This is a genomic window from Streptomyces lasalocidi (genome assembly GCF_005280215.1).
In the GTDB taxonomy this organism is placed as follows: Bacteria; Actinomycetota; Actinomycetes; order Streptomycetales; family Streptomycetaceae; genus Streptomyces; species Streptomyces longwoodensis.
The window spans coordinates 7531857-7548086 of record NZ_SZNQ01000001.1; the positions used below are offsets into that span (position 1 = coordinate 7531857).

Consider the following 16230-nt stretch of genomic DNA (forward strand, 5'->3'; position numbering starts at 1 on the left):
CGCCCCGGGGTTCAGTCGCCGAGGGCGCGCAGGGCCTTGGCGACCGTCTCGCCGATGCGGGCGATCGGCTCGGGCTCGGTCATCTCGTAGTGCCCGCAGGGGACTTGGTGGTCGTGCAGGGCGCCGTCGACGTACGGGCGCCAGGCGTCGGCCTTGCCCGGCTGGACGGCGAGGTCCCCCGCGGAGCCCGTGGCCGGTTCCTCGGCCGCGCTGAAGAACAGCACGTCCCCGCGGAAGCGGCCGGGCGCGAACTGCGGTGCGATGCGCAGGTTGTTGCGCATGACCGTGGCGATCGCGGCGCCCTCGGCCCGGGTGATCGGCGCGCTGTCCGCGTCGGCGTCGATGCGGTCCAGCACGCGTTCCACGTCCGCCGCCCCGGCCCCCGGTGCGGCCGGCAGGCCGGCCACCCGGGACAGCAGGGCCGCGACCTGGCGTTCGGCCGTCTCCGGGTCGTAGGAGGAGCCGTGCGGCTGGGGCGCGTCCAGCATGGCCAGCAGGTCCACCCGCTCCCCGGCCTCCTGCAGGGCACAGGCCATCGCGTGGGCGACGAAACCGCCGTAGGACCAGCCGAGGAGCCGGTAGGGGCCGTGTGGCTGCACCTGGCGCACCACGTCGAGGTACGCCTCGACCATCGCGGCGGCGTCCGGCGCGGGCGGCCGGGTGCCGTCCAGGCCGAGCGCCTGGACGCCGTAGACGGGCTGGTCGCCGCCGAGGTGGGGGAGCAGGCCGGTGTAGCGCCAGGACACGCCCGCCCCGGGGTGCAGGCAGAACAGCGGGACGGCGGTGCCCTCCGCGCGCAGCGGCAGCAGCGGGCCGAGCGCGGTGGCCGCAGGGGCGCCGGACGGGGCGCCCTCCGGTTCCTCGGCGAGGAGCCCGGCGACGGTGGGCGCGGCCAGCAGTTTCGCCGCGGGCACGTCCAGGACGCCCGCCTGGCGCAGCCGGCCCGCCAGGAGCACGGCGCGCATGGAGTCGCCGCCCAGGTCGAAGAAGTTGTCGTCGACGCCGATGCCGCCGATGCCCAGGGTTTCCTCCCACAGCCGGGTGACGGCCTCCTCGCGGTCGGTGCGCGGCGGGACGTGACGCGTCGTCAGGCGGGGCCGCGGCGCGAGGCCGTCGCCCGCCGCCGACTGCTCCGGGCCGTCGCCCGCGGTGCTGTCCGTGCGGGCGCCGGGCGCGTCGATCCAGTGCCGGTGGCGTTCGAAGGCGTACGGCGGCAGCGGCACGCGCCGGGCGATGTCCGGCGCCGGGGGCAGGGCGCCCTCGACGCCCGCGCTCCACAGCCGGCCGAGCGCCTCGGCGAGCACGAACCCGTCGGCGGCCTGGGCCTTGGCGTGCCGCATGGTGGTCACCGTGACCGGCGCCCGGTCGGCGAGCCGGTTGCCGGCCAGCTTGGTCAGGGTGTCGCCGGGGCCGATCTCCACGAGCACCGGCTGCAGGCGGTCCCACAGCGCGGCGATGCCGTCGGCGAACCGCACGGTGTGCCGGGTGTGGTCCAGCCAGTGCTGCACGGAGGTGGCCCGGTCGTCGGTGATCCAGTCGCCGGTGACGTTGGTGACGTAGGGGATGCGCGGCGGGCGCAGCGTGACCTGGCGCAGGTGCTGCTCGAAGGCGGGCAGGACCGGGTCCAGGACGTGGGAGTGGGCGGCCACGGGGATCCGCAGCCGGCGGAACGGGACGTCCCGGCGGGCGAGTTCGGCCTCGAAGCGGGCGACGGCGTCCAGGTGTCCGGCGACGGTGCACGCGGTGGGGCCGTTGACCGCCGTGAGCGACAACTGCTCGTCGAGCAGCGGCAGGACGTCCTCCACCGGGGCGGCGACCCCGGTGGTGGCGCCGCCCGCCGAGCTGATCAGCCGGATGCGCTCGGTGACCAGCGGCAGCATCTCCTCCAGGTCGATCACCCCCGCCAGGCAGGCCGCCGTGTACTCGCCGAGCGAGTGCCCGATGAGGGCGTCCGGGCGGACGCCCGCCTCCATCAGGGTGCGGGCCAGGGCGTACTCGGTGACCACCAGGCCGAGGAAGGCGTCCGTGTCGTCGCCCGGGCCGCGCTCGACGAGCGTGGCCCGCAGGTCGCCGCCGAGGACGGGCCGCAGGATGCGCGCGCACTCGTCGACGGTGTCGCGGTACACGGCGTTCTCGCGGTACAGCTCCGCGCCCATGCCGGGGTACTGGGTGCCGCCGCCGGGCAGCAGGAACGCCACCCGGGCCGGGTCGTCGCCCACGGGCGGGGTGACCGGCGCGGCGGAGCGCAGGGCGTCGACGGCCTCCTCGGGGGAGGAGGCGGTGACGGTGAGGCGGTGGCGCAGCGCGGGCCGTTCGGTGCGCAGGCTGTGCGCGACGTCGTCCAGGCGCAGGCCGTCACGGCGTTCCAGGTGCCGGGCGAGGGCGTCGGCCTGGCCGCGCAGGGCACCGGCGGTGCGGGCGGACAGGGGCAGCACCAGCCGCCGGCCGTCCTCGGGCGGGCGCGGCGCGGCCGGGGCGGGCGCCGGGGCCTCCTCCAGGATGACGTGGGCGTTGGTGCCGCCGATGCCGAACGCGGAGACGGCAGCCCGGCGCGGGTGCTCGCCCTGCGGCCAGTCCTCCAGGGCGGTCGGCACCCGGAACGGGCCCGAGTCGAAGTCGATCAGCGGGTTGGGCCGGTCGAAGTGCAGGCTCGGCGGGATCTGCCGGTGCTCCAGGGCCAGCACGGCCTTGATGAGCCCGGCGATGCCGGCGGCCGCCCCCAGGTGGCCGATGTTGGTCTTCACCGAGCCCAGGGCGCAGAAGCCGCGGGCGTCGGTGCTGTGCCGGAACGCCTCGGTGAGCGCCGCCACCTCGATGGGGTCGCCCAGCTTGGTGGCGGTGCCGTGCGCCTCGATCAGCCCGATGGTGCCCGCGTCGACCATCGCCTGGGCCTGCGCGGCGAGGATCACCTCGGTCTGCCCGGGGGCGCTCGGCGCGCTGAAGCCGACCTTGCGGCGCCCGTCGTTGTTCACGGCGCTGCCGCGGATGACGGCGCGGATGCGGTCGCCGTCGGCGAGGGCGTCCTCCAGACGCTTCAGGACCACGGCCCCCACGCCGTCGCCGGAGGAGGTGCCGGCGGCATCCGCGGCGAAGGCGCGGCAGTGCCCGTCGGGGGAGAACGGCCCGTCGGGCACGTGCCGGTAGCCCAGCGCGGCCGACGGGTTGAGGGAGACCGCCGCCGCCAGCGCGGTGTCGCACCGGTAGTCCAGCAGGTCCTGGCAGGCGGTGTGCACGGCGACCAGCGCGGTCGAGCAGGCCGTCTGCAGCGACACGCTCGGGCCGGTCAGGCCGAGTTCGTAGGAGACGCGGGTGGCGAGGGTGCCCAGGGAGTTGGCGGTGGCCGCGTGCACGAGGGCCACCGAGCCGGGCTGTCCGGCGAAGCGCGGGTGGACGTGGGCCGGGTAGTAGCGGCTGTCGCCGCTGCCCGCGTACACCCCGAACGCCCCGGTGTCCCGGCCCTCGCCCAGGCAGCCGGCGTCCTCCAGCGCGTGGTAGGCGGTCTCCAGCAGCAGCCGCTGCTGCGGGTCGACGACGGCGGCCTCGGCGGGGCTGTAGCCGAAGAAGCCGGAGTCGAACCGGTCGATGCCGTCCACGGTGGAGACCATGCGCACCAGGGAGGGGTCGTCCAGGTCGCTCGGGCTGCCGCCCGCGGCGAGGAACTCCTCGTCGCCGACGGGCCGCATCGACTCCCGGCCGGCCGCCAGGTTGTCCCAAAAGGCGTCCAGGTCGTCGGCGCCCGGGAAACGGCCCGCCATGCCGATGACGGCGACGGCGGGCACCTCCTCCTCGGCCGCCTCGGTGTGCGCTGCGGGGGTGTCATGCATGGCCGCGGTCCTTTCCGTGGCGTGCCGTGCGGCGGGCGCGGGCCGCTCGCTGCCGTTGTGCTTGTTCCTTGGCGCGGTCCAGGCCGCTGGGCGCGGACCCGGCGGACCGGTGCCCGGCCGGGCCGTCCGCCCCGGCGCCGGGACCCTCCGGCCCCGGTGACGGCTGTGCGGCGGCGGGCCGGGCGGTGGTCGCCAGGTGGCGGGCCAGGGCGCGGACGGTGGGGTGGGCGAACAGGTCGACCACCGACACGTCGGCGTCGAAGGCGGTGTTGACGGCGGACTGCGCGGTGACCAGCAGCAGCGAGTTGCCGCCCAGGTCGAAGAAGTTCTCGTCCAGGCCCACCCGGTCGCGGCCCAGCACCGCGCACCACACCTCGGCGAGCCTGCCCTCCAGCCGGCGGGCGTCCTCGCCGGTGTCGGCCTGTTCGGGGTGGTCCCCGGTGGTGCCCGCCGAGCGCAGCACCCAGTCGTCCGCCAGGCCCGCCGCACGGGCGGCGTCCCCCGCCGCGCGGTACAGGGCGCCCAGGTCGGCGCCGTCCGCCAGGCCGACGCGGGCGGCCGGGCGCCGCACCGGCCGCACGGGTGCCGTCACGTGGCTGCGCACCCAGGGGGCGGTGCGGTCGGCGCCGATCAGCAGGTGCGGGACGTCCAGCGAGCGCGCCAGGTCGAAGGAGCGCAGCGCGGCCGGCCCGTCCAGCAGCCGGTAGCCGCGGGCCTCGGTGAGCGCGGCGAGCCGGTAGCCGCGGCTGACGCCCTGCTCGCGCCACATGCTCCAGGCCAGAGACTGCGCGGGCAGCCCGAGGCTCCGCCGGTACAGGGCGAGGGCGTCCAGCGCGGCGTTGGCCGCGGCGTAGGCGGCGTTCATCGCCCCGCCGAAGAAGCCGTTGACGGAGGAGAACGTGACGAAGGAGGACACCGGGTGGTCGGCGGTCAGTCGGTGCAGCGTCCACGCGCCGCCCGCCTTCGCCGCCACCGCCCGCCGCCAGGTGTCCTCGTCCAGCTCGCCCACCGGGCGCTCCACGAGCGTCCCGGCCAGGTGCAGCACCGCGGTCAGGGGCACCCCCCAGGCCTCGGCGGCCGCGTCCACCGCGGCGCGCACCCGCGCTTCGTCGGTGACGTCGGCGCAGGCGTAACGGACCTCGCCCAGCTCGCGCAGGCGCCGCAGCACCTGCCCGCGCCGCACTCCGTCGGCCGGGGCGTCCGGGCCGTCCAGGGCGTCCTCGGGCGTGCGGCCGAGGACCAGCAGCCGGGTGCCGGGCGTGCCCAGCAGGTGTGCCGCGACCTCGCTGCCGACGCCGCCCAGACCGCCGGTGACCAGGGTGAAGCCCTCGGCGGGCGCCGGCCGGGGACGCGGGGGCGCCTCCGGCAGCGGGGCGAGGCGGCGCACCTGGCGGTGGCCGTCGCGGTACGCCACCTCGGCGGCGTCGGGGGCGACGCGTATCTCGGCGAGCAGCAGCTCCGCCGCGTCCTCACCGGCGTCCGGCGGCAGGTCGACGTGCGCGCCGCGCAGCCAACCCAGCTCCTCCGCCAGGGACTTGAGCAGGGCGCCCGCCATGGCGTGCCCCGGGTCGGGCCGGTCCTCGGCGCGCACCTGCTGGGCGCCCGCGGTGGCGTACACCAGGTCGACGGGGCGCTGCCGTCCGGTGCGGGAGACGAGCGCCCGGGCGAGGGCGAGCAGGGACAGCGTGCCGCTCTCGTCGTACGAGTCCGTCGCCGGGGCGTCCCCGTGGCGCAGGCCGGCGAGGTGGACGACGGCGTCGACCGGCCGCTGGTCGCGCTCCAACTCGTCCCACAGCGCCGCGAGATCGTCCTGCTCGCCGGGCCGGACCCGGTAACGGGCCGCGTCCAGGCGGGCGTAGGACGTGCCGTCGGAGGCTACGGTGCAGCGCTCGCCCGTGGTGCGCAGCAGGTCGGCGATCCGCTCGGCGATCCGCAGCGAGCGGGCGTCGTCGCCCGTGAGGACCAGGGTGTGCCGGCCGGGCGTGGCCTCCCGCGGGGCGTGGGTCCGAGCGCGCTGCCAGACCGGCCGCAGGAACCAGTCGGGCACGGTCGCGGCGGTGCCCAGCAGCAGCTGGGTCGCGCGCACCTGCTCGTCGAACGCGCCCGCCTCGAAGCCCTTGCGCAGCTTGGTGCGCTGGATCTTGCCGATCTCCGTCTTCGGGATGGCGTCCTGCGCGACCGGGACGAGGAAGGCGGGGCTGACGCCGATCTCGCGGGTCACCTTGCCGGCGATCTCCCGCAGGGCGGCGGCGGTGTCCCCGTCGGCGGCCTCGGGGGAGAGGTGGAGGAACAGGGCGAGTTCGTCGGTGGCCGCCGAGGGGTCGGAGCGCACCGCGACGGCGGCGGTGAAGCTCCGCACCACGTGCGGCAGTTCCTCGACGCACGCCTCGATCTCGTGGCTGTAGTGGTTGACGCCGTTGACGATGATGACGTCCTTGGCGCGGCCGGTGATGTAGAGCTCACCGGCGCGCAGGAACGCCAGGTCACCGGTGTCGAACCAGCCGTCCTCGGTGAACGCCTCCGCGTTCGCCCCGGGGTTGTCGTGGTAGCCGCCGGTCACGGAGGTCCCGCGGACCTGGAGGCGACCGGCGTCGCCCTCGGCGAGCACCGTGCCGGAGTCGTCCACGACGCGCATCGCGAACCCGGGGTACGGCAGCCCGCAGCTCACGAACGTGCCCTCGCCGGGGACCGGTCGCGGAGCCAGGGAGACGTCGGTGACCACCGAGCAGGTCTCGGACATGCCCCAGCCGGGGTGCATCACGTCCTGCGGCAGGCCGAACGGCTCCAGGGCGTGCAGGAAGCGGCGGGCCGCGGCGGCCACCACGACCTCACCGGCGTTCATCACCAGCCGCATCGGCGACAGGTCCCACGTGCGGTCGGCGAACCGGTCGGCCTGCTCGGCGAGGAGACCGAACGCGAAGTTGGGCGCCCAGGTGACGGTGACCCGGTGTCGGTCGGCGAGGTCCATCCAGCGCGGCGGGTCCTGCAGGATCCAGGAGGTGGGCGCGTGGACCTGGCGGCAGCCCAGGTACACGTCCCGCAGGTGGAACATCACCACGCCGGTGACGTGGTCGAGCGGGATCCAGTTCAGGGAGACGTCCGAGGCGTCGAGCCCGTTCATCTGCTCGGTCGCGGCCGAACGGGTCAGCACGTTGCGGTGGGTGAGCCGCACCGCCTTGGGCAGGCCGGTACTGCCGGAGGTCATCAGCATCAGGATGAGGTCGTCGGGCCGGGCCTCGTACCAGTCGTGGTCCTCCGGGGCCTCCCACAACTCGTCGGCCGTGGCCAGACGCAGGCCGGGCCAGTTCTGGCGGGCGGCCAGGCCGCGCAGCCCGCCCTCGCGGTCGGCGGAGCACACGACCCAGGGCCGGCCGAGCATCCGCCAAATGCCCTCCAGCTTGGTCAGCGCCGCCGAAGGCGTGTCGTAGGAGGCGGGGACGGTCAGCGGAACGGCGACGAAACCGCCCAGGATGCAGCCCCACAGCACGGCCAGGAAGTCCTCGGTGGCGTCGCACTGGAGGATCACCTGGTCGCCGGGGCGCAGCCCGGCCCGGCGCAGTCCGGCCAGCACCCGGGACGCCTCGGGGACGAGGGAGGCGTAGCTGCGCCGGTGCTCGCTGCCGTCGGCGTGCACGTGGACGATGTCGCCCCGCCCCCGCTCGGCGGCGCGGCGCAGGGCCTGTGCCCAGCTCGCGACGGACGGTTCGACGAGCGCCGGGCCCTCGCTGAGCGCGGGTACGGCGGACGCCGGGGCGCCGGCCGCGGCGGACCCGGCGCCGGTGGTGTCCGGGGCGCGGTCGGCGAGCCCGGCGTGGCGGCGGTCCAGTTCCTCCGGGGTGTCCTCGACCGTCACCTCGGCGTGGGTCACCCCGGGGACGCGGGCCAGGCGGTCGCGCCAGGCGGCGGCCGCGGTGCGGTCGACGGCGGGCAGGGCGGTCAGCGCGTCGGTGTCGAGCAGCCCGTCCTCGTCGTGGGGCAGGGCGTTGACGGCGGTGACCCGGACGCCGGTGTGGCCCGCGCGGTCCAGGACCTCCTCGACGCGTTCCGCCGCGTCGGCGCGCCCCGGCACCACGTACAGGCGCGGCGCGTGGCCGTCGGCGCCGGGCAGGGCGCGGGCGGCGCGGATGCCCGGCACGGACAGCGCGGCCGCCTCCAGCTCCCCGACGGCGGGGCCGGCCGGGACGGGCGTGCGCTCCGGCACCGCGGGCAACTGCCCGACCCGCACGGCGGGATCGGCGCTCACCGCGCGCAGGACGTCGTGCAGGGCGCGGGCGAACGCCTCGGCGGTGGCGGTGTCGTAGAGGTCGGTGGCGTACTCGACGTGCAGGGTCAGGCCGTCGGGGGCGCCCTCGGGGGTGTGCCGTTCCAGGACGTCGACGAAGAGGTCGAACTTGGCGGTGCCGGTGGCGGTCGGCCGCAACCGGGCGCGGTGCCCGTCGAGTTCGAGGACCGCCGGGTCGTTGTTCTGCAGGGCCAGCATCACCTGGAACACGGGGTGCCGCCCGGGGTGGCGGGGCGGGTTGAGCTCGTCGACGAGCCGGTCGAAGGGCAGGTCCTGGTGGTCCAGGGCGGCCAGGTCGGCGGAGCGCAGCCGGGCCAGCAGGTCGCGGAAGGCCGGGTCGCCGGAGGTGTCGGCGCGCAGCACCAGCGTGTTGGTGATCAGCCCGATCAGCGGGTCGAGCGCGGGCTCGGTGCGGCCGGCCACCGGGGTGCCCAGGACGACGTCCTCCCCGGCGCCGCAGCGGGTGAGCAGGGCGCTGAGGGCGGCGTGCAGCACCATGAACAGGCTCGCGCCCTCACGGTCGGCCAGGGCGAGCAGGTCGCGGTGCAGGGCGGCGTCCACGGTCGCCTCGAGGTGGGCGCCGGTCCCGCGCGGTGTCGCGGGGCGCGGCCGGTCACCGGGCAGGCCGCACTCCTCGGGCAGGCCGGCCAGGGCCGTGCGCCAGTGCGCGGTCAGCCGCTCCAGCCGGCCCGTGCCCTCGGGCTCCGGCGTCAGCAGGGCGCGCTGCCACAGGGCGTAGTCGGCGTACTGCACCTCCAGCGGCGTCCACGCGGGGGCCCGGCCTGCGCGACGGGCCGCGTAGGCGGTGCCCAGGTCCTCGGCGAACGGCCGCAGCGACCAGCCGTCGGCGGCGCTGTGGTGCAGCACGAGCACCAGCGTGCGCGCGTCGGCCGGGCCCAGCAGCCAGGCGGCCAGGGGGCTCTCCGCGCCCAGGTCGAAGCGGTGGCGCAGGGCGGCGTCGACGTGGGCGGCGCTCTCCGCGGCGGGGCAGTCGACCCGGTGCAGCCGCGGCCGCAGCGCACCGGGCGGCAGGACGCGCTGGTAGGGGGTGCCGTCGTGCTCGGCGACCACGGTCCGCAGGCTCTCGTGGCGGTCGGCCAGGTCGCCGAGCGCGGCCTCCAGCGCGTCGGCGTCCAGACCGGCGGGCGGGGTCACCACGAGCGGGATGTTGTAGGTGGCGGCCCGGTCGCCGAGCCGGTGCAGGAACCACATGCGCTCCTGGGCGTACGACAGCGGCACCCGCTCGGGACGGACGGCGGCGCCCAGGACGGGCCGGGGCAGCGCGTCGGAGGGGTCGGCCGCGTCGGCGGCCAGCCGGGCCGCGAGCGCGGCCGGGGTGGGCGTCTCGAACAGGGCGGTGATCGGGACCTCCGCGCCGGTGTCGTGCCGCAGCCGGGCCAGCAGACGGGTGGCGAGCAACGAGTCGCCGCCCAGGTCGAAGAAGTTGACGTCGATGCCGACGCTGTCGCGCGGCAGCTTCAGCACGTCCTCGAACAGGGCGCACACCAGGGCCTGGTGCGGGGTGGCGGGCCGGGTGCCGGAGGCGGCGGCGGTGAAGTCCGGTGCGGGCAGCGCCCGTACGTCGAGCTTGCCGTTGGCGGTCAGCGGCAGGGCGTCCACGGCGACACAGGCGGCCGGAACCATGTGCTCGGGCAGCCGGGCGGCGGCGTGGGCCCGCAGCTCGGCCGGGTCGGCGGGCGTGTCGCCGGCGGTGAGGACGTAGGCGACGAGGTGCTGGGCGCCGTTGTCGGCGCGGCGGGCGACGACGGCGGCCCGGGCCACCCGCGGGTGGGCGGCGAGGACGGCCTCGATCTCGCCCGGCTCCACGCGGAAGCCGCGGATCTGCACCTGCGCGTCGGCACGGCCCAGGTAGTCCAGGGTGCCGTCGGGACGGTGCCGCGCCAGGTCGCCCGAGCGGTACATCCGGGCGCCGGGCGGGCCGAACGGGTCGTCGAGGAAGCGCTCGGCGGTCAGCTCGGGCCGGTGCAGGTACCCGGCGGCGACCCCGGCACCGGAGACGTACATCTCACCGCTCGCACCGGGCGGGACGGGACGGCCCGCACCGTCCAGGAGGTGGACGCGCAGGTCCGACAGGGGCCGGCCGATGACGCTGCCGCGCCGCGGGTCGTCCAGGTCGGCCCGGGTCAGGCGGTGGTGGGTGACGTGCACGGTCGTCTCGGTGATGCCGTACATGTTGACCAGCTCGGGCCGGTCCAGCCCGTGCCGGTCGGCCCAGCGCCGCAGCCGCGCCGGGCGCAGGGCCTCACCGCCGAAGACGACGTAGCGCAACGCCCCGCTGTCCCCGCCGCGTTCGAGGTCGGCGTCGGCCAACTGCTCGAAGGCGGACGGCGTCTGGTTGAGGACGGTGACGCCCTCGCGGTGCAGCAGGTCCAGGAAGTCCCGCGGGGAGCGGCTGACGGCGTACGGGACGACGACGAGGCGTCCGCCGTGCAGCAGCGCGCCCCACATCTCCCACACCGAGAAGTCGAAGGCGTAGGAGTGGAACAGCGTCCACACGTCGTCCGGGCCGAAGGCGAAGTGCTCGGCGGCGGCCGCGAACAGGCGCACCACGTTGGCGTGCGGCACCGGGACGCCCTTGGGGCGGCCGGTGGAGCCCGAGGTGTGGATGATGTACGCGATGTCGGCGGGGCTCGTCGGCCCGTTCCGGTCGGCGTCGGTCAGGTCGCCGGCGGGGCGTGCGGCGAGGTCCGCGGTGACCGACGGGTCGTCCAGGAGCACGGTGGGCACCGACCCGCCGCCCAGGTGGGCGTGGGCCCGCTCGGTGACCAGGGCGACCGGCGCGGCGTCCTCGACGACCAGCCGCAGTCGCTCGGCCGGGTGGCCGGGGTCCAGGGGCAGGTAGGCGGCGCCGGTCTTGAGGACGGCGAGCAGCGCGGGCAGCAGCCGCACCCCCCGCTCCAGCGCCAGCGCCACCACCCGGCCGGGACCGGCGCCGCGCTCGGTCAGCAGCCGGGCCATGCGGTTGGCCTCGGCGTTGAGCTCCGCGTACGTCAGCCCGGTGCCGCCGCAGGTGACGGCGGTCCGCCCGGGCACGGTCGCCGCCTGCTCCTCGAACAGCTCCGTGAGGGTGCGCTCCACCGGATGCGTGCGCACCGGGGTGTCGCGGGGGTGCTCGCCGGGCAGCAGGAGGTCCAGCCCGGCCGGCGCGGTGGTCGGCCCGGCCTCGGCCAGCCGGCGCAGCATCGTGACGAACCGCTCGCGGTGCAGGGCGAGTTCGTCCTCCTCGTACAGGGCGGGGTTGGCGTCGAAGGCCAGCCACAGCACTCCGTCCTCGGCGCCGGGCCGCACCGAGATCTGCAGGTCGTCCACGGCGCCGCCGGACAGGTGGTGCCAGGTGGTGGGGTGCCCGTCGAACACGGGCGACTCGTCGAAGGGGACGATGTTCAGCACCGGCCCGTACAGCCGGCGCCCGGTACCCAGCAGCCCGAGGTCGCGGCGCAGGTACTCGCCCCGGTACGCCTGGTGGCGGCGCAGCGCGCGCAGCTCCTCGGCGACGCCCCGCGCGATCTCGGCGAGCGGCGCACCCGGGGTGGCGCGCACCCGCAGCGGCAGCACGTCGGAGGCCGTGCCCGGGGTGCGCAGCGCGGCGCTGCCGAGGCGGCTCATCGTGGCCAGGCCCAGCACCAGGTCCTCGGCGCCGGTCATGCGGTGCAGGTACAGGGCGGTGGCCGTGGCCAGCAGGTCGGCGCGGGCGACGCCAAGGCGCGAGGCCGCCGCGTCAAGGGCGGCCACCTCGGCCGGCGTCAGCTCGGCGGTGCGGCGCAGGAAGGGAGCGGTCGGGGCGGCCGTACGGGAGGTGAGGCGCGGCGGTTCGGGCAGCGCGGCCAGGCGCTCGGCCCAGTGGGCGCGGTCGCGGGTGTGGCGGTCGCCCGTGCGGTAGGCGGCCTCCTCCTCCTGGAGCCGGCCCGCCGGCGCGAACCCGGAGGGGTCCGGCTCGCGCCCGGCGGCGAGCGCGTTGTACACCTCGGCCAGCCGTCGGCCCAGCAGCTTGTAGCTGTAGCCGTCGAGCAGGATGTGGTGGGCCCTCAGCAGCCAGATGTACCGGTCGGGCGCCAGCGCCAGCAGGGCGTGCGAGAACAGCGGGCCCTTCTCCAGATCCACGGGGGTGGCCAGGTCGGCGCGGATCCAGTCCCACGCGGCCTCCTGGGGGTCGTCGGCGTCCCGGACGTCGACGTGGTGCAGGGGCCAGTCGTCCGGGTCGGCGGCGCGATGGCAGCGGGGGCCGTCCTCGGTGTCGGTGAACCGCAGGGCGAAGGTGTCCGCCTCGGCGACCGTGCGGCGCAGCGCGGTCTCGAACAGGCCCTCATCGAGCGGCCCGTGGATCTCCACCGCCTCGCCGGTGTTGTACGCGGCGCTGTCCGACGCGAGCCGCCCGGCGTACCAGAGACCCTCCTGGGCCCCGGACAGCGGACGCCGCTCGTCCTGCTGGAGTGACATAGCACAACCCTCACGTGGCAACCGAAGTGTCCCGGCCGGCGACGGCACGACCGGATCGGACCGGACAGGAGCGGTGCGGCCACCGCCTCGTGCCGCCCTCGCGTGTGACTGCGCGCCGGACCGGTCCAGGAAGCGGGAAAAGGAGGCCGCACGCCGGGAATCCGGTGAACACCCGTCGTCCCGGCCCCGGTTCTACGGCTCATCACGGTGCGCCACCGCACTCCGGACGGTCAAGGCGGCACCGGCCCACGCGCGGCAATTCAGGGAATTCCCCAGAGAACGCCGGACGGGGGAGTGTGCATACGGCACGAACTTCTAGGGAAATCACGCGACTTCCCTTTCCGGCGCCCTCCCGGGTGGAATCGGCGGCGGCGCGCGGTGCACTCTCGAACGCGACTTGCGACGCCCCGGGCCGCAATTCCGGCGACAGGCCGGCCACGCCCGGGCCACCCCGTTGGACGACCGAGAAGAGGGCCGCCGTCATGCACCGTCCGCTGTGTCCGGTTGAGACGCTCTACGTGGGCCAGCGCAGCAGGGCCGTCCTGTCCTGCACCCTGCGCGGCCACGTCGACGTCGAGGCGCTGGCCGCCGCGTTCCAGACCGTGACGCAGGCCCACCCGACCCTGCGCTCCCGCATCGTGACGGACGGCGCCGGCCCCGCGCTGGTGCTGCTGGACGAGACCGCCCGGCCCCGCCTGGAGACGCGCACCGGAGACCTGGAGGAGGCCTACGCCACGGAGCTGAACCGGCCCCTCACCGTGGGCGGTCCGCTGTCGCGGGCGACCCTGGTCAGCGCGCCGGGCGGCGAGGAGCACCTTTTCGTCCTGCTGGTGGACCACACCGTGACCGACGGGCACAGCGGCATCGCCCTCCACAACGCGCTGTGGGACCACTACCGCGCCCTCGTCACCGGCGAGCGGCCGCGCACCGAGGGGCCCGACCCTGACCTGCCGGACACCCCGGACTGGCCGGAGCCCGTGAGCGCGCTGCTGCCGCCCGCCGACGAGGCGGACACCGCCGCGTACCTGGACGCGCGCACCGCGCACGCCAAGGACCACCCGGTCGACCTGGTGCGCTACGACGTGACGCCGGCCGGTGCGCCGGGGGAGGCGGCCGGCGAGGGACACATCGAGGTGTGCCGGCTGACCCTGGACGCCGACCGGACCGCGCGCCTGCGCGAGAGGGCACGGCGGGCGGGCGTGTCCGTGCACGCGCTCGTCGCCGCCGCCCTGCTCGCCACCGCCCGCCGGCAGCTCGGGGGCGAGGGCCCGCGCACCCTGGGCTGTCTGTCACCCGTCGACCTGCGCTCCCGGCTGACGCCGCCGCTGGAGGCGTCCGTGATGGTGCCGGCGGTCACCACCCACCTGCAGACCCTGGAGGTCTCCGAGACGTCCGACCCGCTGGACCTGGCGCGCACCGTCCACGCGCGGCTGACCGACTTCATCGCCGGGGGCGGTCACTTCCACGAGATGCGCATCACCCCGGAGATCCCCCGCAACCCCGCGCTCCAGCTGGCCACCGTGATCGTCACCAACATGGGCGTCGTCCCCGGACCCCGCCTGCCCGACGGCCTGGACGCCGTCGACGTCCGCCTGGTGCCGGGCCGCGAGAACTACTTCCCGCAGGCCGGGCGCAGCCCCCTCATGGCGTGCGTGGTCTCCTTCGAGGGCCGCCTGTCCATCGAGTTCCCGCACTACACCGCCTGCTTCACCCCGTCCTTCATGCGGGCCTTCCGCGACGAGGTGCTCGACGGCCTCCTCGCCTTCGCGTCCGAGGCACACCCCGAGCCCGTCACCGCGGACGCCGGCTGAACGCCGTCTCCCCGCAAGCGGGTCGACCACCCCCGCGCCCGAACGAGGGCCGCCCCCGCCCACGCCGCCCGGTTGCCGTAAGGAGTGCTCCTCCGCCATGTCCACCGTCAGCGAACTCCCGTCGCCGCTCACCCTGGTGCCGCGCGCCCAGTCGGGCGACGAGCACGCGATGAACCACCTGCTGAACCACATCACTCCCTACGTCAGCCGCATCTGCCGCTCCATCACCCGCGACGACGCGGCCGACGCCACCCAGGAAGCCCTGCTCGCGATCTACCGCGGACTGGGCACCCTGCGCGAACCGGTCGCGTTCTACGGGTGGGTGCGCGCGGTGACGGTCCGCGAGGCCGTGCGCACCGCGAGGCGCTTCGGTGCGGAACAGACCTGCTCCGAGGTCGAGTCGCAGCACCAGGCCAACCCGCTGGACGCCGTGCACATCACCGACGTCCTCGACCGCCTCTCGCGGGCGCACCGGCAGGTGCTGACCCTGCGCGCCTACGGCCTCAACGAGGAGGAGATGGCGGAGGTGCTCGCACTGCCCGTGGGCACCGTGCGCTCCCGTCTCTTCCGCGCCCGCCGGCGCTTCCAGGAGGCGTGGCAGCCGTCAGCGGCCTGAACCCGGCCGACCCAGGGGCGGCCCAACGACGAGGGCCGTGGCGTCGTCCCTGACGGCCACGGCCCTCGTCGGGGGCGGGCTCCCGCTCCGCCCGGGGGTCCGGACACCCACGGGGGCGGGCTCCCGCCGACCCCCGGACGCCCGGGCGTCCCCTACGGCTTGACGCGCTCCGGCAGAACGCGTGGCGGCCACTGTCCGTCGGCGAACATGCCCAGCGCGTGCGCGCGGGAGACGAGCGCCGGCCGGTTGGGGGTGTCGAACCGGCGCAGCATCTGACCGATGCGGTACTCGATGCCCTGGCGGCTCAGGTAGAGGCGCGAGGCGAGCTGCACCGTGGACTCGCCGCGCGCCACGCCCTCCAGCACCTGCGCGTCGAGGGCGCTGAGGAGCGGTCCGTCGTGGGCCACCGGCCGGGTGACCGGCGGCGGTGCCACGGGGGCGGGAGCGGCGGGTCCGGGTGCGGCGGCTGCGGGGTGGTGCAGGAGGACGACGGCGCCGGACGTCCCACCCGCCAGGCCCCGTACGGCGATGGCGGTCATGTCCGCGTGGAAGGACACCCCGGTACCGTCCTTTCCGGTCACCTTTTCGGTGAATCGGGGTTGACGGCCCGAGGAGAGGGCGACGAATTGTTCCCGCAGCCGGTCGGGAACGGCCGCGTGCAGGAGCTCGAGAAGCCCGTACCCGCATATCTCCCCGCTGCTGAGGCCGAAGGGCCGGGCGAATTCCGGTTCCGCGGACGTGATGACGAGGTTGTCGGGAAAGGAGCGGACCGTGCAGACGGCTCTGGAGGCGGGGGCGGAACGCGGAGTGTTCCTCAAGGTGGCGGAGAGCGCTGGGAGAGCCGGCTGGGTGTCCCGGTGGTGCTTGCGGGGCGAGGCGTCGGGGAAACTCGTGGTCGCCACGGACGTACCGTCCTTATGGTGCGCATGGGGGGTGGAGGGCGGTGGGTGCGCAACGGACCGGTGTGTCGGTGCCGGGGTGCCGGCCGGGGTCCGGTGCGCAGGCGTGCCACCAAGTCGGTGGCCGCGGGCTGTCGTTCGTCAGGGGGGTGGCCGGACGCATGCGTACGGCGGGCCCGGGCCGCGGCTCACGGGGAGCGGATGCACCCGGCGGGGATCGGCCTGCGGCCGGAAAACGTTGTCACGGCCATCGCGGTGCGCAGATCGGGCTCGGCCCTTGGCGGGCAGGGTGTGGCACGGAAACCTCCATGAGACGAAATGGGGGAGTCGCGTCAGGTCG

General features: G+C 75.9%; 5 protein-coding genes. 2 read left to right on the top strand and 3 right to left on the bottom strand.

Annotated features, from left to right (window positions below):
* Nucleotides 1-11: 11 nt before the first annotated feature.
* Nucleotides 12-3824 carry a type I polyketide synthase gene (locus E4U91_RS33970; protein WP_137310349.1) on the bottom strand — a complete coding sequence of 1271 codons (3813 nt, stop codon included), beginning with the start codon at nucleotides 3822-3824 and terminating at the stop codon, nucleotides 12-14.
* A complete protein-coding gene (locus E4U91_RS33975) occupies nucleotides 3817-12564 on the bottom strand; it encodes a non-ribosomal peptide synthetase (protein ID WP_137310350.1) in 8748 nt (2915 codons plus the stop codon). The genes E4U91_RS33970 and E4U91_RS33975 overlap by 8 nt, the downstream gene beginning before the upstream one ends.
* Before the next feature lie 482 nt (nucleotides 12565-13046).
* On the opposite strand from E4U91_RS33975, the gene E4U91_RS33980 reads away from it, so the two are divergent.
* The gene (locus tag E4U91_RS33980; RefSeq protein WP_137310351.1) at nucleotides 13047-14375 is read left to right on the top strand and encodes a phthiocerol/phthiodiolone dimycocerosyl transferase family protein; all 1329 of its coding nucleotides are present in this window, start codon (nucleotides 13047-13049) and stop codon (nucleotides 14373-14375) included.
* A gap of 97 nt (nucleotides 14376-14472) precedes the next feature.
* Nucleotides 14473-14991 carry an RNA polymerase sigma factor gene (locus tag E4U91_RS33985; protein ID WP_137310352.1) on the top strand — a complete coding sequence of 173 codons (519 nt, stop codon included), beginning with the start codon at nucleotides 14473-14475 and terminating at the stop codon, nucleotides 14989-14991.
* Between the two features lie 152 nt (nucleotides 14992-15143).
* Here the strand turns inward: E4U91_RS33985 and E4U91_RS39315 are convergent, their stop codons facing one another.
* Complete coding sequence (locus tag E4U91_RS39315) at nucleotides 15144-15572, bottom strand: LuxR C-terminal-related transcriptional regulator (RefSeq protein ID WP_241678779.1); 429 nt, start codon at nucleotides 15570-15572, stop codon at nucleotides 15144-15146.
* Between the last annotated feature and the right edge of the window lie 658 nt (nucleotides 15573-16230).